Raw genomic sequence first — 16,562 nt, 5'->3', positions numbered from 1 at the left:
AATGACCAACTCTCATAATTTTCGGCCTGGCCCTGTCGATGTCGACCGGATCTGCCGGTCACTGCCGGACGTCGAGGCAACGGTGTCCAGAATGGGCCTGTCGACGTATGCCGTTCGCGGCAAAACGTTCGCGGCGTTCCGTGAACCTCGCAAGGATGCCGTCGACGCCGACGGCCAACTGATGGAAGACGTGATCGTCATACGGACCGCAGGGCAGGAGGACAAGGCCGCGCTCCTGCAGTCTGGTCCGCCATGGTTCACCACCGCGCACTTCGATGGGTATGCCGCAGTGCTGGTCCGCTCCCGTGACCTGGATCAACTCACAGTGGAGGAGCTCACCGAGGTCATCACCGACGCGTGGGTGGCCAAGGCGCCGAAGCGACTGGCATCTGCTTACCTGGCCACTCTCGACGAACGTGGATAGCAAGACCGCGCGGTGACTCCGGACGACGGGGCCGACTGCCGCCGCTGTCGATGAAATTCGTACGGTGTGACGACCACATGTGCGACATACCCAACTGCGGCTGCCTGCGTTCTCCTCAGGCTCGCGCCATCGCAGTCTGCAAGGCACGAATGATCTGGTTGTGGTCTGTGTCGACCTGGGCAGGGAGACCGAATCGGCGGCGGAGGAATGCGTAAGAGAGCTCGTTGGCAGGATCGACAAGGGCTTGCTGGCCACCGGCGCCGCTGTGTCCGAATGCGCCGACTGCGAGAGTGGGGTAGATCTGACCGTAACTGTGGAATCCGACTGCCCACGGCTTATGAAACCCAAGCACCGGATCCAACCCGTTCGTCTGTATCTGCGCCACCGCTGCCGCGGTCGCGGGAGTGAACAACGGCTCGGATCCATCGACCGAACTGATGAGCGCGGCGTAAAGCTTCGCCAGGCCCCGCGCTGTGCCGATGCCCCCGAAGGACGCTGTGCCGTTGGCACGAACCAACGGCAAGTTGGGCAGTTCCCACACCTCACGGTTTCCGGGTGCGTGCCGGTTGAAGGCGACACCGGCGAGGCTGTCCGGAGCGCTCGCAGCAGCAGTCAGATCACGGAGGCGCTCTGGGGTGGCGATCATCGGCTGCGCCGGCAGAAAACGTGACTCCTGCTCTTCGCCCAGCCCGAGGAACAACTCCAGCTGGAGTGGGTCCCGTAGTCGTTCGGCGTACAGAGACTGCACACTGCGCCCGCTGACACGACGGATGACCTCGCCGCTCAACGCAGCCATGACAAGAGCGTGATAACCGGAAGTCGCGCCCGGTCGCCAGAACGGGACCTGCGCCGCCAAACGTTCGGCTACGACCTGGTCATCGGCAAGTTCGTCCATCGAGAAACCGTCAACCGCCCCTACGACACCGGCCTGATGGGACAACAATTCGCGAACGAGAAGATGCTGCTTGCCGCCAGCAGCGAACTCGGGCCAGTAAGTGCTGACACGTTCGTCCAGGTCGAGTTCGCCATCCTGCACGAGAAGTGCGGCGACGATGTGCGTGACGCCCTTGCTGGCGGAGTAGATGCCCAGCAGCGAGTCCTGCGACGACTCGACGCCGGCCCACAGATCAACGACCGGTCGACCCCGGTGGTAGGCGGCAACCTGAGCGGACAAATCCGCGCCCTCAGCGTGGAGGATCGCACGGAACTCCTCGCGCACCATTTCGAATCCGTCGGCAACTGTCCCATGCACCGCAATGTCCGACATGCAGTCATCCCTTCGAGAGAAAAATCAGAGTCACGCTGACCGTACAACAATTTAAGACCATTGGTCACTAAAAACAACCGCGGAGAGGTTCGTCAGTAAACTGACGGCGTGGCAACAGCGGAGCGTCGCCGCGGCCGTCCGCCGCAGCTGAGCAAGAAGCAGATCGTGGCTGCCGTCTCCGCTGGGCACAATGTGGACGAGCTGACGATGCGCGAACTCGCGTCACGACTAGGAGTGGGGCACAGCGCGCTGTATCGGTGGGTGCGCAACCGCGACGAACTTTTTGATCTGCTGGGCGCTGAGGTCGTCGACCGCGTTCTGTCTGACGCCGGGGCAGTCACCGGTGACTGGCGCGCAGATCTGCGTCGGATCGCACGGGCGATGCACGTTCGGATTCTTGCCGTCCCAGGCTATGCGACGCACCTGACGCGTCCGCATCCACACGACGCGCACGCCACTGACCGCTTGCGATCAGCAGTGATCGATCTGTTCGTGGCTGGTGGCATCGGCCACGAAGCCGCGCGCCGGAGTTGGTACATCACTGTTACCGGCGTGATCGGCTGGCTGGCGTTTCAGGAGCAGCCCCACCATCTCGGGGCCTCAGCCCCGACCTTCGATACGTATCTCGAGGTCCTGGTGCGAGGCCTACCCGCGGACGACTGACCCGCGACGGTGTGCAGCGGCGCCGACATACCCCCATGGGGTATCATAGACGACAGCACACGAACCAGATGTCCGATGAGGCTGGAGGACGCGATGGCGGGTTACACCGGCAGCAAAGACGACTACCTGAAGCGGTTACGCCGGATCGAAGGCCAGGTCCGCGGCATACAGCGCATGGTCGAGGACGACACCTACTGCATCGACGTGCTGACCCAGGTCAGCGCCATCACCAAAGCACTGCAGTCGGTGAGCCTCGGCCTGCTCGAAGACCACGTCGGGCACTGCGTCGTCGGTGCAGCACGTGAGTCGGACGAGGCCGCCGAAGCCAAAGTCCGCGAAGCCGCCGACGCCATCGCCCGGCTCGTGCGCAGTTGACCCATCGATTCAAGGAGACCCGTGATGACCCAGACCGACATCATCGTGAACGGCATGACCTGCGAGCACTGCGTCAACGCGGTGACCCAGGAGATCAGCGCCATCGACGGCGTGCAGAGCGTGCAGATCAACCTCAACGCGGGCGGTGACTCCCCCGTCAGCATCACCAGTGATCGTCCACTGGAGGCCGGTGCGCTGGCCGAAGCCGTCGACGAGGCGGGTTACACCATCGTCTGACCACGCTCCACGGTAGACAACGAGGGCATCTCCACCGCACGCGATGGGGATGCCCTCGTTCGTGAGCTTTGAGTTCAGGCGATCAGATCAGATCATTTGCCCAGCCCGCCCTCAGATGCGGGTCAGATGGTGACGCTGCCATCCGCGGTGCGGAAGGTCACCGACATCAGACCCGGGGTGCCGTGCTTGGCGACGAAGTTGAACTCCAGTTCCGGCTCCCAGTCCTCGCGGTCGACGCCGGGCTCGCCCATGAGGCCGAGCCATTCGCGGATACGGTCCGGAGAACCGACGATCTGCAGACCCTGCAGCGACGCGGTCGTCGTGCCGACGCTGGACGGGTGATCCTGACCCGGGGTCCACTCGATGAAGAAGGGGACCTGCGGGTCCGAGATGACGCCGCGAACACCCAGCTGCTTCCAGGTGATCTCGGTGCCGTCAGGGCGGTGACGGTTGCCGGGCGCCGCCTGACGACCGAGCAGCTTCTCGGGGCCGGAGATGTCGTCGACCTCGACGACCCAGCCGAGCCAGCCACCACCGGCCTCGGAACGCGCCCGCACGGCCTGACCGAACGGAGCCTTGTCGGACGCCGGGTGGTCGAGCACTTCGACGACCTCGACGAACCGGTGCCGCAGCAACGGAATCACCGAGTTACGGGTGCCGAAGCGCGGGTGCACACCCCCGTCACTCGGTTCGACGCCAAGTGCGTCGCCCAGTCGTTTGGCCGTAGCAACAAGGCCGTCCGGCTCCGCGGCAAAAACCAGGTGATCGACTCGCATGTGCTGATCGTGCCACTTGGTTGCACGGTGGTCAGAGGCGGGTGGACCGCTGCCGGACAGCTTCATACATCACGATCGCCGCAGACGTCGCGACATTCAGCGAATTCGCCTTGCCAACCATGGGAATTCGCACACGTACGTCCGCCGCAACGAGGAACTCGTCGGTAAGCCCGTACTTCTCGGTGCCGACCGCGATGGCCACCGGACCAGTCAGGTCGACCTCGGTGTGCAGCGTGTCGGTGTCGGGCGTGGTCGCCACGACCCGTATGCCGCGCGCACCCGCCCACCCGAGCGTCTCCCGCGTCGTGGCCGCGGCGACCGGCACCGAGAAGACCGTGCCCTTCGACGCGCGCACCACATTCGGATTGCCCCAGTCGGTGACCGGTTCGGCCGCGACGACAGCGTCAGCTCCGGCAGCATCGGCGGTCCGCAGCATCGCGCCGAGATTGCCGGGCTTCTCGACACCCTCGGCGATCAGCACCAGCGGCCGCTCGGGCAGGCTCAGTTCGTCCGGCGACCGCTCGATGCTCGCAACAACAGCCAGGAATCCGTCGGCGCCCTCCCGATAGGCGACCTTCTCGAAGGCGGATCGGCTCAGCTGGATTGTCTGCGCTCCCACCGATCTCGCCGCTTCGACGACATCGCGTTGCTCTGCAGCGTCCAGCATGAGCTCAGGGCAGAAGTACAGCTCGCGCGGTCTGACGCCGGCGGCCAGCGCCAGACCAAGCTCGTCATACCCTTCGAGCAGAGTCAGGCGGCTGTCCTCCCGCTGGCGACGTCGGCGCAACGCGACGAGCGCTTTCAATCGTGGATTGCTTGGTGAAGTGATCAGCGAATCTTGCATGTTTTCAGACCAATTCGCGCAGTATGACGGCCGCGCCATCCTCGTCGATGGTGGCCGTGACCTCGTCTGCGATGGCCTTGACCTCATCCGGCGCCTGCCCCATGGCAACACCGCGAGCGGCCCACTCGAGCATCTCGACGTCGTTGCGGTGGTCACCGATCGCAACCGTGTCGGCGGGCTCCACCTGCAGCGATCGACGCACCTGCTCCAGCGCGCTTGCCTTCGACACTCCCTCGGGGTTGATGTCGAGCCATGCGGTGTAACCCACCGCGTAGTTCACCCCGTGCAGGCCGAGCCGCTCGACGAGCTCCTCGAAGTCCTCCGACGTGCCGCTGGGCGAGCGGAAGGTCAAACGCGTCGTCGGAATCTGCGCGAGACCCTCCCAGCCGACGACCTCGACCGGACCCATGATCTCGCCGTCCGGAAACGGTGCGCTGATCCGGGTGCCGACGCCTGGATCCTCAACAGCGACAACGGCATCGGGCCATGCATCCTTCAGCACCTCGAGGACCGATGTCGGGTCGAAGGTCACCGTCTCGATGATGTCCCACTCACCGCCGGAGAGCCGAGAGGTCACAGCGCCGTTGGACGTGACCGCCAAGCCGTCGCGCAACGACAGCGCTTCGAGAACAGGTGCCGCGCCGACGACCGAGCGACCGGTCGCGATCACAACGTGGTGACCTGCATCGGCCACCGCGCGCACTGCCGAGCGCACCGCATGGCTGATCGTGCCGTCGTGATGGAGCAGGGTGCCGTCGATGTCGAGGGCTACAAGCTTGCGCGTCACGACGTCACCCTATGCGGCGGACACAGCAGTCGGCCGCAGCGCTCACGCGTCGAGTTCCTCGACCAGCGTCTTGGCCGCCAGCAGACTCAGCCCCGGGCGCGCCCGGCGCAACTCCCGGACCGCAGCCACCGGAGCATCACGCGCATCGATTCCACTGTGCTGTATGACGTTGCGCGCCCACGCGACACCGGCCGCCCGAGCCTGACCGGCATCGCCGAACTCACGCTGCAGTTGTGCATCGACGTCCGAGCCGCCGAACATCCGGCGCCATACCTCACGCATGACGACGCGGATCCCGCCCGCGGACGGCCGGCGCCGAAGGTTGCTCGAACGTGAGTGTGCGAGCGAACAGGACACCGTGGACGAACGTGCCCGGCGCCGGACCTGGCGGTCGCACCGGATTCACCGGGCCACCGGCTCCAGCACCTCGAGACCGAGGAAGGGCTGCAGCGCCACGGGAACCCGCACGGAGCCGTCGGCCTGTTGGTGGTTCTCCAGGATCGCGACCAGCCAGCGAGTCGTAGCCAAGGTGCCGTTGAGGGTGGCGACCGGCTCGGTGCGACCGTCCGGGCCACGGAAGCGGGTGTTCAACCGGCGCGCCTGGTAGGTCGTGCAGTTCGAGGTCGAGGTCAGCTCGCGGTAGCGACCCTGGGTGGGCACCCAGGCCTCGCTGTCGAACTTGCGCGCTGCCGAGCCGCCGAGGTCGCCTGCCGCGGTGTCGATGACCCGGTAGGGCAATTCGACCTTGGCGAGCATGTCCTTCTCCCAGTCCAACAACCGCTGATGCTCCGCCTCGGCCTGCGATGGATCGCAGTAGACGAACATCTCGACCTTGTGGAACTGGTGCACGCGGATGATGCCCCGGGTGTCCTTGCCGTGCGAGCCGGCCTCGCGGCGGTAGCAGGCCGACCAGCCGGCGTAGCGTTTCGGACCGCCGGACAGGTCGAGGATCTCGCCGGCGTGATAGCCCGCGAGCGCGACCTCGGACGTACCGGTGAGATAGAGGTCGTCGTCCGGCAGGTGGTAGACGTCCTCGTGGGCGTCGAGGTAACCGGTGCCGTCCATGATCTGCGGACGCACGAGCGTGGGCGTGATCATGGGGGTGAAGCCGTGCTCGATGGCCTGCGACATACCCATCTGCAGCAGTGCGAGCTCGAGACGGGCGCCGACGCCGGAGAGGAAGTAGAACCGGGCGCCGCCCACCTTCGCGCCGCGTTCCATGTCGATGGCGCCGAGTTTCTCGCCCAGCGCCAGGTGGTCCAGCGGCTCGAAATCGAAAGTCGTGGGTTCGCCGACGTGCTCGAGCACGACGTAGTCGTCCTCACCACCGGCCGGGATGCCGTCGATGATGACGTTGGCGAGCTTCTTCAGCAGCGACTCGAACTCCGCGCCTTCGACATCGGCCGCGGCCTCACGTTCCTTGACCGCAGCGGCGAGCTCGCCGGCACGGGCACGCACCTGGTCGGCGTCAGCCTCGAGCGCGGCGAGATCGGGCGCGCCCTGCTTGCGAGCTGCGGCGACTCGGCCCATGACGGCACCGACGTTCTTGCTGACCGACTTCTGCTCGGCGCGCATGCTCTCGAACTCCGCCAGGGAGGACCGACGCTTCTCGTCCGCTGCAAGGATCTGGTCGACCAGGCCCTCGTCCGCCCCGCGGGCGCGCTGGCTGGCACGCACCACCTCCGGGTTGTCCCGCAAGAATTTGATGTCGATCACGAATGGAAGGCTACGCGGGCCGGGGCGGTAGGTTGCAACCGATATCTGTCGGCAAGGCTTTGCCCGCACGCGAGGAACGACGAGGACGGTGACCGCGAATGCAACGCGCCGCCGTCATCGTCAACCCCAGCAAAATCAAGCGTCCCCGTGAGCTGCGCAACCAGCTCACCGCCGTCTTCCACGCCCACGGCTGGGCTGACCCGCTGTGGTGGGAGACCACCGTGGAGTCGCCGGGCACCGAACAAGCGGTCGCTGCGGTCGCCGAGGGCGTCGATCTGGTGGCTGCCCTTGGCGGTGACGGCACCGTTCGGTATGTCGCAGCCGGACTCCTGGCCTCACGCACGCCGCTGGCGGTGCTCGCCAGTGGAACCGGCAACCTGCTGGCCCGCCAGCTGAAACTGCCAGTCGGCCACTTCGCTGCCGGTCTCGAAGCTGCGCTGAACGGCACCCAACGCCCGATCGACGTCATGCGCGTCGCGCGCGATGTCGACGGTGACGGTGACTTCGGCCCCGACGACATCAGCCTGGTGATGGGTGGCATCGGCCTGGACGCGGACATCATGGACACCACCGATGACCGGCTGAAATCACGCGTCGGCTGGTTGGCGTATCCGCTGGTGGGGCTGCGGCATTTCATGCACGACCTGATCACCGCGCGTCTGCAGTTCGACAACGACACCCACCTCGAGCGCGATGTCAGCAGCGTGCTCGTGGGCAACTGCGGACTGCTCGCCGGCGGCGTGAAGCTGATGCCGGATGCCGTCGTCGACGACGGGTTGCTCAACGCGGTGGTGCTTCGCGGCGGCGGGCTGCGATGGGCACCTGTCATCACCAAGGTGATCGTGCGCTCCAAGCGCGGCTCGCAGGCATTGGAGCGCCATGGCGTTCGCGAGCTGACGGTGTCGGTCGACCGGTCATGCCTGGTGGAGGTCGACGGGGACGTGCTGGGGCCGGCGCGAACGGTGCGCTTCAGCGTCGATCCCGGTGCGCTCGTGGTCTGCTGTCCTTGACAGGTCTGACGCGATACGGATTCAATCTCGGGACGAAATGCTTTTTCCATAATGCGGAATTGGGAGCGTTATGTCTCGACAATCACGTAGAACCGACTCAGCCCCGCACGCGCCTAGCCCCCGGATCCATCAGCTGCACATAGCCCTTGCCGCCATCCCCTTCATCTTGATGCTGGTGTGCGCTCCATTCGTCAACCGCACCTCACCGACGATTGCCGGCTTCCCTTTCCTACTCACGTGGATCACCATTTCCGTCGTACTGACCTCGGTCTGTATGGCGATCGTCTACAAGACTGATCCGGCCAACACCGACGATGAGGACGACGCATGAATGCGGCGCTGGCGCTACTCATCGTCTTCTTCGCCCTTTCCCTCGGGCTGGGACTGTGGGCTCGCCGCGGCAAGAAGATGGATCTGGAAGGCTGGAGTGTCGGCGGCCGGAATTTCGGTTCTCTCATCGTCTTCCTCCTGCTCGCCGGCGAGATCTACACGACGTTCACCTTTCTCGGCGCATCCGGATGGGCCTACGCCCATGGCGGTGCTGCCTACTACATCCTGTGTTACGGCAGTCTCGCCTACGTCATCTCCTACTGGCTGGCTCCGGCCATCTGGCGCTATGGCAAGAAGATGAGCCTGCTGTCGCAACCTGACTGGTGGGTCGCGAAATACAAGTCGCGCACGAGTGGCACCGTCGTGGCGATCGTCGGCATCGTGGCCATGGTCCCCTACCTGGAGCTGCAACTGGCCGGTCTCGGCATCATCGTCAACGCCACGTCGTACGGAAAGATCTCTACGACCACCGCCGAATGGTGCGGAGCTGTGGCGCTCGTTGCGTATGTCGTGGTGTCCGGCATCCACGCTGCCGCTACCAACGCGATCGTCAAGGACGTCATCGTGCTGGTCATCGTCGTGATCCTCGGGATCTACCTCCCGCTGCACATCGGTGGAGGCTTCGAGCATTTGTTCCATCACCTCGACGGCGACGGTCTTCCTGCGGCCTGGTCACACAACGGGGTGTCACTCCATCTGAGCGAGCCCGGTTACGACATGGGCTGGTTCATCAGCAACATCTTGATGTCGACCCTCGGCTTCTTCATGTGGCCGCACTACTTCGGAGCCGTGTATGCCGCCGAACGTCCCAAGACGTTCCGCCGTAACGCCGTCCTGTTGCCGCTCTATCAGCTCGTGATCCTGTTCGTCTTCTTCATTGGTTTCACGGCGGCGCTGGCACTGAAATCCGCACCGGCCGGCGGCGCGAACAATGCCCTGCTGGAGATCGTGACCCAGGAGTTGCCGCAGTGGATCGTCGGTCTGGTCGGTGCGGCAGGGCTCTTCTGCGCTTTGGTCCCAGGCGCCATGCTGCTGACCACGTGCGGCACGCTGATCTCCTCGAATCTGTACAAACCGTTGTTTCCGAAGGCGACCGCCACATCGACGTCCGTCGTGGCGAAAGCCTCTGTGCCGGTCGTCGCCCTCGTCTCCCTGTACCTGTTGTTCCAAGGGGGTCAGGCGATCGTCAACCTGCTGCTGCTCGGTTACGCGTTCGTCACGCAGTTGCTTCCGTCGATGCTCGCCAGCCTGCTGAAGAAGAACCCGATCAGCGCGTGGGGAGCGACCTCCGGAATGGTGGTCGGTGCACTGTTGGTCACGTGGTTCTCGCTGGATTCTGCGATCTACGACAAGGGCGTCACGACATTCGGTTTCCTGCCGAGCGGGATGCACCACGTCGCCATCGGTCTCGTAGCCCTGGTCGCCAACATCATCGTGATGGTTGCGGTGTCTGCCGTCACCCCACGTGTCCGACCACAGGAGCCGGTCGCTGCCGGAGCCTGAACGCAGCCACCCACCCGGTTCACAGCTGACTCGCCGCTGCCGGTCGGAAAGCAACAGTCATAATCGAAGCCGATCCACCCGACGACGGCGAAGGCGCAGGAATGACGCAGCACGACGGCAAAAACAGGCAGACCAGAAGCGGGTCCGTCGTCGTCACGATCGGTGTCGCCGTTGCATTGGTGGGAACCGGAGCGATGTACCTCGGCCTGCGCGGCGACACGAACTCTCCCACTGACAGCGGCACGAACTTCACCGCGACCCCGCCGAACGGCTCCACATCCGGCTCCTCATCAGCCGGTGTCGTGCCGAATCCGACCTCGCACAGCACTCCATTGGCGGCGAATCCCGCCGGAGCCGCGTGCATCCCCGATCACCTGACGGTGTCGTCCGTCGGGATCAACGAGAAGGTCATCGCGATGGGCACCAACGCCCAGGGTCAGATCTACCCGCCCGCGCACACGACCATGTGGTACGACAAATCCACGCAGCCGGGCCAGGACGGCATCGCCGTGATCGCCGGGCACGTCACGTATGACGGGCCCGACAACTTCTATCACCTGCGCAACACCGCCATCGGCGCGAGCGTGGTGGTCAGCTGCAGCAACGGCAAGGTGGTCAATCTCGTCGTGACCAGCGAACAGTCGGTTCCCAAAACCCAGTTGACCACCGACCAACGGGTGTGGGGCGGCAGTTCGACCCCGGTCGTCACGCTCATCACCTGCGACATCGACTCGCCGATGATCGACGGGCACCACCTCAACAACTACGTGGTCTGGACCAAACCCGCCTGATCACGAGCGACCGGACCGACGCAGTCCGCTCGTCGCGCCCTCTGCGGGCTCATCGCGCAATCCGCGCAGCCAGTCCTGCGCCTGTCGGAAGCGCGCATTGCTCGCAGCCTCAGTGGTCGCAGCGGCCTGCCCGTCCGCGCGGGGATACGACCCGAGGAAGACCACTTGCGCCGCCACCCGGTGCAAACCCATGAGCGCCTCACCGACGCGTTCGTCGCGCACGTGGCCTTCGAAGTCGATGGAAAAACAGTAGCTGCCCATGGCTGCACCGGTCGGTCGTGACTCGAGGCGGGTCATGTTGATGTCACGAGCGGCGAAGTGCTCGAGCAGTTCGAGCAGACCACCGGAGCGGTCGGTGTGCTGGTAGACCACGATCGTGGTCTTGTCGGCCCCTGTCGGGGTCGGCAGCCATCCCGGTCGAGCCACGAGCACGAATCGCGTCACCGCGGTCTTGTTGTCACCGATGTCGTCAGCCAGGACCGTGAGACCGGCCGCGGCCACCGGCGCGCACACGGCTGCGTCATACGCCGGGGCAGTGTCGGTGTGCGCCGCGAGCAGATCCGTCGCGGCGGCAGCCGTCGACAGCGTCGGGACATAAACCGCGTCGGGCAGATTGGCCGCCATCCAGCCGCGCACCTGGGCCCAGCCGTGCGGGTGCGTGCCGACCGCGCGAATCTCGGAAAACTCCACTCCTTCGGGAGCTGCGAGGACGAAGGTGATCGGCACGAGCACCTCGCCGATGACCCGCAGCGGCTCACCTGCGGCCAGTGCGTCCAGCGTTGCCGACACTCCGCCCTCGACGGAGTTCTCGATCGGCACCATCGCCGCGTCGAGCTCGCCGGAGCGCACCTGTGCCAGCGCTACGTTCACCGACGGGCAGGCCACGTGCTCGGCGCTCGCCGCCGGCCGCCATGCGAGCAGCGCCGCCTGGGTGAAGGTGCCGACCGGCCCGAGGAATCCGTATTTCATTGCGCCTCACTCTTCCCGCGCCCCAACGACGATCACCACCGCGAGATTACGGCGTGACGACGCTCCGGCAACGCGGCGTCCGAGGACAGGACACGACATTCTGACAGTGCCCATCGGACGTTCAGGCGCCACACGGCCGCCGTGCACCGAGCATGAAGTCCCACCGCGTAGCCTTGTCCGATGCTCCGACGATGGCTGGCGTGGGTCGTAGCCGTGACAGCAGTCGTCCTGGGCGCTTCGTATGCGATCTCGTGGATCACCGCGTGGCCGGCCGCTGTGTCGATCACGCAGCCGGGCCCGATCATCGTCATCTCGCAACCAACCCTGAGCTGGAACGACGTCAGTCCTGCCCGCACCCCGGCGCTGTGGTCACTCGCCGAACGCGGCGCGGTCGGTGCGCTGGCCACTCGCGATCTCAGTGAGCACAGCTGCTCCAACCAGTCCTGGCTGACGTTCTCGGCCGGCGCCCGTACGACGATCGGGTTCTCGGTCCCAGCGACGCCGGCGGGCAAGCAACCCAAGCCGTGTGCGGCGACTTTGGTTCCGGATCAGCCCGGTGGCGCACCGGCAGCCGGACAGACCGCGACCGCGAACTACCCGCTGTGGGCCAAGTGGCGTCATCTGACGCTCAGCCGCCCGCAACCGGCGGACATCGGTCGCCTCGGCACAAGCCTGCCTGCCATCGGGCAATGCATCACCGCGGCCGGCCCGGACGCCGCCCTCGGCGCCGCCAACCACGCAGGCGTCGTCGAGCACTACACGCCCGATGTCACGAACGTCGACCTGAGCGCGTGCCCGATCACGTTCATCAGCATGTCCACGCCCGACGACACCCTGCTGGGCCAACTCCTCAAACGAGCTCCCGCCAACGCGACCATCGTGGTGGCCGGCTTCGCCGACGCGTGGGGGCCGGAGGTCATGCACACGGTCGTCATTTCCGGTCCCGGCGTGCCGCACGGGCTGCTCACCTCGATCTCCACCCAGCAGCCCGGACTGGTGCAGACGACGGATCTGTCAGCGCTGGTGCTGAGCCGACTCGGCGCCAAGGCGCCGCACCTGCCCGAAGGCCGCACTCCGGTGGTGCAACCGCGCCCCGCAGGCGACAGCGCAATCGTGGACGCCAGCACGCTGGCGCGTCAGTTCTCGGTCGAGCACGCACTGGTCGCGCCGATCATGCTGCGCTGCCTCGGTGGCGTCGGCGTCGGGCTGATCATCGGTGGTGTCTGGTGGTTGATGCTTCGCCGCCGCGGCCACTCGCTCAGCGCCCCGCTGCGCATGTGGCTGTCCCTGGTGGCTGCGGCCGGCGGCTGCTTCCCGGTGGCGACGTGGCTGATCGGCCTGTTCCGCTGGTGGCACTTCGACCACAGCGGTGTGGCGCTCGGCTGGGGCATCGCCGCGATCATGGTGCTGCTCGCCGTGGTTGCGGTCTTCGGGCCGTGGCGCCGGTGGCGTTTCGGGGCGGCGTTGTTCATAGCGGCCGTGACCATGCTCACCATCGTCTTCGACACCACGCACGGCTCCGCCTTGCAACTCACCTCGATCATGGGCCTGCAACCGGTCTACGGCGGCCGCTTCTTCGGCATGGGCAACGTGGGCTACGCCCTGCTGGCCACGAGTGCGCTGATGCTCGCCGCAGTGCTGGCCGGCCAGCTGGAATCGCGCGATCATCGGCGACTGGCGCTCGCCACCGTCATACTCATCGGTCTGACCGCCCTCGCCGTCGACGGCAACCCCACGTGGGGCGCCGACGGCGGAGGACCGTTGGCGATGTTCCCGGCGTTCGCCTATCTGGGTCTCAATGCCGCGGGGTTGCGCCTGACCTGGCGCCGGGTCATCGTGATCCTGGCGACCAGCGTCGGCATCGTAGGGACGCTCGCCGTGCTGGATTACCTGCGCCCGCCGAAATACCGCACCCACCTCGGTGACTTCATCGCTGCGCTGCGCGATCACGGCGAACTCACCGGCGTCGAGCGCATCTGGCAGGCGAACTGGACCATGCTCACGGGCACCTGGTACACGATGCTCGTGCCCATTCTGCTGGCGCTGGTGATCCTCGCGTTGGCCCTGCCGCACCTGTGGCCCGGGCGCCTGCTGACCCCGCTGGTGGATCAGGTGCCGATGCTCGGTCAAGGCCTTGCTGCAACGACCGTGTGCTGGCTGCTCGGATTCCTGTCGAACGATTCGGGCACCTCGATCCCGCCGACCGGCATGGTGATCGTCGCGCCAATGCTGATCCTGATGGCCGTGCACCACACCAAGGAGCCTTCGGAGCCGCTCAGCGAATCGTGATCTGCCGGCTCACCAGGCCGGCCCGAGCGCGCCGCTCGTCGTCGGTCAGCGGAGACGACTCCAGCGACGCGAGCGCGCCCTCGAACCGCTCGCGCAGCTGCCCCATCTCGCTGTCGTATGACGCGGGTTCTGCTGCGGCGTCGACCTCCCACACCGGCACCAGCAGTCCGCAGGTGCGGAAGGCACCCAGCAGACGACCCCGCCCGAGCGAACCTTCACCAGCCGCGTGCAGACGCGCCAGCGCCGAGGTGGCGAGGTCTTCGTCATACGGCAGGATCCAGCGCACGTAGGTACGTTCGCCGATCTGGCACCAGTATGCCGAGGGTGCCGCGGGCAGCGCTTCTGTCGGCGGAACGGACTCGTTCGCCGCCTGCATGGAGGCCGCGCCTTCTTCGTCGAGCTCCTGGTCGCCGACCCAGAAATCGAAGCCGTCGTGCAACTCGGCCTCGAACGCGCCGTCGACGAGGATGTCCTGCAGTCGCGGGGTCTCGGCCGTGACGGTCGGGGCCGCGGTCACCGGCTGACCAGGTTCGGCAGCGGCGCCGGCCAGCAGCGCGGCAGCGAGATCGCGACTCAGATCGCCGGATCCCCCACCGAACTGCATGGCCACCAGCACCTCGCCGTCGGCGCGATGCAGTGCCGGCCAGACAAGGGGGAGCACCGTCGCGACAGTCGCCGAACGGGGTGCACCGTCATACGTGAACTGGATCCGCGCGGTCGCCGCCGGGAGGAGCTCGCGCATCGCGACCCACTCGGTCTCACCCGCCAGGCCCTCGAACGGCCGCGCCGCGAACGGCACCCGGGCCCTGCGTGTCTTGCCGGTCGCACCTGCTGCGGCGCCTTTGCGCCTGGAAGCCTTACCCATGGCCAGCCACCCTAGTGACGGCACCGCTTCGCACCGCGACGGGGCTGAAGAGGTCACGCTCGTCGAACATGCTCGGTAAAGACTCTGCGCTGCCCCGCCATTCGGGGCAGCGCAGAGTGCCGGTGAAGCGGGGCGAAGTCCGCGTGTCGGGGCTGCAGAAGGTGGCGAGGGCTACCGTGCGCGTCCTGGGCGGTGGAGGGGTGGCCGAGTTCTCGTGGCTCAGACGCGGCGACGCGACGGGCCGCCGAGCGCCGCCCACACCGTCGTGTGGCCGTCGTCGTTGCTGACGCCCCACTCGTACGCGAGCGAGCGCACGATCCGCAGGCCGCGGCCGCTGAGCGCCCAATCGGACTGCGGCTTCGGAGTCGGCGTCTTCTCGGAACCACCGTCGGTGACCTCGACCTCGACGCGCGGCGGACGCGCGCGCCAGTGCACGCGGACGCTGCCATCGGGCATCGGGCGACCGTGCAGGATCGCGTTGGCGACGAGTTCGGCCACGACCGTTTCGGCCTCCTGAGCAACCTGCTCGGACAACCCGCCACGAATCAGGTCACGCACGATCTCCGCACGTGCGGCCGGGACGGCATCGGTCAACCACGGCAGGCGCACCGTGCGCACCCACGGCTCGGCTGCTTCTTTGTCGGCCATTCCTGCCACTCCCCGTTCACCTGCTCCATGCGTACGTATGCCGCAGGCATCTTCGCATCGCCGGGGCGGTCAGCGATCGACCGCGTCCGGGTAGGCGGCATCGACGGCCGCACGCACCAGCGCCGGACGGTTCGTGATCAGCGCATCGACACCGAGTCGCAGGCACAACTCGATGTCCTCCTCGGTGTCGACCGTCCAGACGTGCACCTGGTGGCCGTGGTGGTGCTGACGTGCCACGAATTCGGGGTTGCGCCGCAGGATTCCGACGCGCGGCCCGCAGATGGCCACATTCGCCGGCAGCCCGTCGCGGAAGAACGGCGACGTGCCGACCTCGATCAACTGCACACGTTGCAGGTGCGGAGCCAGCTTCGCCATACGTTGCACGGCCAGCGAGGAGAACGACATCAGCCGCACGGTGGGCCGACCGGACGTCGGGCGCAGCAGATCGAACTCCGCAAGCAGCCCGACGAGCCGCCGCTCGACCTCGCCGGCCCATCGTGTGGGGTGCTTGGTCTCGATGACCAGGTCGAGCTTGCGATCGGCTTCGACGATGGTGCGGATGAGTTGCCGCAGCGTCAGGATGTTGGCGTTGAACCGATCAGGCACCTCGTGGTCGTCGGCGTGCGCGAGCTTCCAGCTGCCCCAGTCCAGACCCTCGAGATCGGCGAGTTCGAGCGCAGAGACCACACCGCGGCCGGTGGAGGTGCGGTTGACGCGGCGGTCGTGCACGCAGACCAGGTGCCGGTCGGCGGTGAGGCGCACATCGCACTCGACGCCGTCGGCGCCCTCGTCGATGGCGCGCAGATAGGCGCCGAGCGTGTGTTCAGGTTCGATGTGACTGGATCCGCGGTGGGCGATGACCTTCGGAGGTCCACCGCCCAGGGGCGAGCCGACTGTGCGCACGTGCTCCATTGTTGCCGAACCCGCGATCGGATGACCCGCGACCCGGCGCACGAATTCGACACCGTGTCCCTTGTTCTCCGGCGCACCGACTCCGGAAACGGGCGCATGCCGGAACCCTGGTCACTGCGGTCGTGTGCGTGCCACTATCAACCATGCAGACACATG

General features: G+C 66.4%; 19 protein-coding genes. 9 read left to right on the top strand and 10 right to left on the bottom strand.

Annotated features, from left to right (window positions below):
• The first annotated feature begins 1 nt into the window (after nt 1).
• Nucleotides 2–424 carry an MmcQ/YjbR family DNA-binding protein gene (locus BKA23_RS00290; protein WP_145224448.1) on the top strand — a complete coding sequence of 141 codons (423 nt, stop codon included), beginning with the start codon at nt 2–4 and terminating at the stop codon, nt 422–424.
• Between the two features lie 115 nt (nt 425–539).
• Here BKA23_RS00290 and BKA23_RS00285 read toward each other — a convergent pair whose 3' ends face one another.
• Nucleotides 540–1,691 carry a serine hydrolase domain-containing protein gene (locus BKA23_RS00285; RefSeq protein ID WP_145224446.1) on the bottom strand — a complete coding sequence of 384 codons (1,152 nt, stop codon included), beginning with the start codon at nt 1,689–1,691 and terminating at the stop codon, nt 540–542.
• A gap of 108 nt (nt 1,692–1,799) precedes the next feature.
• On the opposite strand from BKA23_RS00285, the gene BKA23_RS00280 reads away from it, so the two are divergent.
• The 3 genes from BKA23_RS00280 to BKA23_RS00270 all read left to right on the top strand — a co-directional run bounded on the left by BKA23_RS00280 (nt 1,800) and on the right by BKA23_RS00270 (nt 2,966).
• Nucleotides 1,800–2,354 (top strand): TetR family transcriptional regulator, encoded by a 555-nt coding sequence (locus BKA23_RS00280; RefSeq protein WP_145224444.1) that lies wholly within the window; start codon nt 1,800–1,802, stop codon nt 2,352–2,354.
• A gap of 93 nt (nt 2,355–2,447) precedes the next feature.
• Nucleotides 2,448–2,729: a metal-sensitive transcriptional regulator gene (locus BKA23_RS00275; protein WP_145228024.1), complete on the top strand. Its 282-nt coding sequence runs from the start codon at nt 2,448–2,450 to the stop codon at nt 2,727–2,729.
• A gap of 24 nt (nt 2,730–2,753) precedes the next feature.
• Nucleotides 2,754–2,966 carry a heavy-metal-associated domain-containing protein gene (locus BKA23_RS00270; RefSeq protein WP_145224442.1) on the top strand — a complete coding sequence of 71 codons (213 nt, stop codon included), beginning with the start codon at nt 2,754–2,756 and terminating at the stop codon, nt 2,964–2,966.
• Nucleotides 2,967–3,088: 122 nt separating this feature from the next.
• Here the strand turns inward: BKA23_RS00270 and BKA23_RS00265 are convergent, their stop codons facing one another.
• From BKA23_RS00265 to serS, 5 genes are all read right to left on the bottom strand, one after another.
• Complete coding sequence (locus BKA23_RS00265) at nt 3,089–3,742, bottom strand: VOC family protein (protein WP_145224440.1); 654 nt, start codon at nt 3,740–3,742, stop codon at nt 3,089–3,091.
• Nucleotides 3,743–3,773: 31 nt separating this feature from the next.
• Entirely contained in the window at nt 3,774–4,586 is an 813-nt protein-coding gene (locus tag BKA23_RS00260; RefSeq protein WP_145224438.1) for a TrmH family RNA methyltransferase, read from the bottom strand.
• Between the two features lie 4 nt (nt 4,587–4,590).
• A complete protein-coding gene (locus BKA23_RS00255; protein ID WP_145224436.1) occupies nt 4,591–5,373 on the bottom strand; it encodes an HAD family hydrolase in 783 nt (260 codons plus the stop codon).
• 42 nt (nt 5,374–5,415) lie between these two features.
• Nucleotides 5,416–5,655, bottom strand: a complete 240-nt coding sequence (locus BKA23_RS00250; RefSeq protein WP_145224433.1) for a hypothetical protein — start codon at nt 5,653–5,655, stop codon at nt 5,416–5,418.
• A gap of 120 nt (nt 5,656–5,775) precedes the next feature.
• Nucleotides 5,776–7,089, bottom strand: coding sequence for a serine--tRNA ligase (gene serS, locus BKA23_RS00245; protein WP_145224431.1), 1,314 nt, complete (start codon nt 7,087–7,089; stop codon nt 5,776–5,778).
• A gap of 98 nt (nt 7,090–7,187) precedes the next feature.
• Between serS and BKA23_RS00240 the strand changes: the two genes are divergently transcribed.
• From BKA23_RS00240 to BKA23_RS00225, 4 genes are all read left to right on the top strand, one after another.
• Nucleotides 7,188–8,099, top strand: a complete 912-nt coding sequence (locus BKA23_RS00240; RefSeq protein ID WP_145224430.1) for a diacylglycerol/lipid kinase family protein — start codon at nt 7,188–7,190, stop codon at nt 8,097–8,099.
• Nucleotides 8,100–8,169: 70 nt separating this feature from the next.
• Complete coding sequence (locus tag BKA23_RS18060) at nt 8,170–8,430, top strand: DUF3311 domain-containing protein (protein WP_145224428.1); 261 nt, start codon at nt 8,170–8,172, stop codon at nt 8,428–8,430.
• Nucleotides 8,427–9,932: a sodium:solute symporter family protein gene (locus tag BKA23_RS00230; RefSeq protein WP_145224425.1), complete on the top strand. Its 1,506-nt coding sequence runs from the start codon at nt 8,427–8,429 to the stop codon at nt 9,930–9,932. Before BKA23_RS18060 ends, BKA23_RS00230 begins: the two co-directional genes overlap by 4 nt.
• A gap of 101 nt (nt 9,933–10,033) precedes the next feature.
• Nucleotides 10,034–10,723: a class F sortase gene (locus tag BKA23_RS00225; protein ID WP_145224423.1), complete on the top strand. Its 690-nt coding sequence runs from the start codon at nt 10,034–10,036 to the stop codon at nt 10,721–10,723.
• Here the strand turns inward: BKA23_RS00225 and pheA are convergent, their stop codons facing one another.
• The gene (pheA, locus tag BKA23_RS00220) at nt 10,724–11,692 is read right to left on the bottom strand and encodes a prephenate dehydratase (protein WP_145224421.1); all 969 of its coding nucleotides are present in this window, start codon (nt 11,690–11,692) and stop codon (nt 10,724–10,726) included.
• A 180-nt stretch (nt 11,693–11,872) separates the two neighbouring features.
• Here pheA and BKA23_RS00215 point away from each other — a divergent pair, with 180 nt between their 5' ends.
• Nucleotides 11,873–13,981, top strand: coding sequence for a hypothetical protein (locus tag BKA23_RS00215; RefSeq protein WP_145224419.1), 2,109 nt, complete (start codon nt 11,873–11,875; stop codon nt 13,979–13,981).
• On the opposite strand, the gene BKA23_RS00210 is transcribed toward BKA23_RS00215, so the two are convergent.
• The 3 genes from BKA23_RS00210 to BKA23_RS00200 form a co-directional block, all read right to left on the bottom strand.
• On the bottom strand, nt 13,968–14,846 hold the full coding sequence (locus BKA23_RS00210; protein WP_145224417.1) for a DUF5926 family protein: 879 nt from the start codon (nt 14,844–14,846) through the stop codon (nt 13,968–13,970). The genes BKA23_RS00215 and BKA23_RS00210 overlap by 14 nt on opposite strands.
• A 219-nt stretch (nt 14,847–15,065) precedes the next feature.
• The gene (locus tag BKA23_RS00205) at nt 15,066–15,494 is read right to left on the bottom strand and encodes an ATP-binding protein (RefSeq protein ID WP_145224415.1); all 429 of its coding nucleotides are present in this window, start codon (nt 15,492–15,494) and stop codon (nt 15,066–15,068) included.
• A 69-nt stretch (nt 15,495–15,563) separates the two neighbouring features.
• A complete protein-coding gene (locus tag BKA23_RS00200; protein WP_211841546.1) occupies nt 15,564–16,397 on the bottom strand; it encodes a glycerophosphodiester phosphodiesterase in 834 nt (277 codons plus the stop codon).
• Nucleotides 16,398–16,562: the final 165 nt, after the last annotated feature.

The sequence above is a fragment of the Rudaeicoccus suwonensis genome, assembly GCF_007829035.1.
In the GTDB taxonomy this organism is placed as follows: Bacteria; Actinomycetota; Actinomycetes; order Actinomycetales; family Dermatophilaceae; genus Rudaeicoccus; species Rudaeicoccus suwonensis.
The sequence above is the reverse complement of the archived record's forward strand: the minus strand, read 5'-3'. Positions and strand labels throughout refer to the sequence as shown.

Bases quoted from the DNA above. Each gene is read 5' to 3' on its own strand.
- BKA23_RS00210 (WP_145224417.1), bottom strand. From the start codon at position 14,846: ATGGGTAAGGCTTCCAGGCGCAAAGGCGCCGCAGCAGGTGCGACCGGC.
- BKA23_RS00290 (WP_145224448.1), top strand. From the start codon at position 2: ATGACCAACTCTCATAATTTTCGGCCTGGCCCTGTCGATGTCGACCGG.
- BKA23_RS00260 (WP_145224438.1), bottom strand. From the start codon at position 4,586: ATGCAAGATTCGCTGATCACTTCACCAAGCAATCCACGATTGAAAGCG.
- BKA23_RS00215 (WP_145224419.1), top strand. From the start codon at position 11,873: ATGCTCCGACGATGGCTGGCGTGGGTCGTAGCCGTGACAGCAGTCGTC.
- BKA23_RS00230 (WP_145224425.1), top strand. From the start codon at position 8,427: ATGAATGCGGCGCTGGCGCTACTCATCGTCTTCTTCGCCCTTTCCCTC.
- BKA23_RS00250 (WP_145224433.1), bottom strand. From the start codon at position 5,655: ATGCGTGAGGTATGGCGCCGGATGTTCGGCGGCTCGGACGTCGATGCA.
- BKA23_RS18060 (WP_145224428.1), top strand. From the start codon at position 8,170: ATGTCTCGACAATCACGTAGAACCGACTCAGCCCCGCACGCGCCTAGC.
- pheA (WP_145224421.1), bottom strand. From the start codon at position 11,692: ATGAAATACGGATTCCTCGGGCCGGTCGGCACCTTCACCCAGGCGGCG.
- BKA23_RS00225 (WP_145224423.1), top strand. From the start codon at position 10,034: ATGACGCAGCACGACGGCAAAAACAGGCAGACCAGAAGCGGGTCCGTC.
- BKA23_RS00285 (WP_145224446.1), bottom strand. From the start codon at position 1,691: ATGTCGGACATTGCGGTGCATGGGACAGTTGCCGACGGATTCGAAATG.
- BKA23_RS00240 (WP_145224430.1), top strand. From the start codon at position 7,188: ATGCAACGCGCCGCCGTCATCGTCAACCCCAGCAAAATCAAGCGTCCC.
- BKA23_RS00270 (WP_145224442.1), top strand. From the start codon at position 2,754: ATGACCCAGACCGACATCATCGTGAACGGCATGACCTGCGAGCACTGC.
- BKA23_RS00275 (WP_145228024.1), top strand. From the start codon at position 2,448: ATGGCGGGTTACACCGGCAGCAAAGACGACTACCTGAAGCGGTTACGC.
- BKA23_RS00205 (WP_145224415.1), bottom strand. From the start codon at position 15,494: ATGGCCGACAAAGAAGCAGCCGAGCCGTGGGTGCGCACGGTGCGCCTG.
- BKA23_RS00265 (WP_145224440.1), bottom strand. From the start codon at position 3,742: ATGCGAGTCGATCACCTGGTTTTTGCCGCGGAGCCGGACGGCCTTGTT.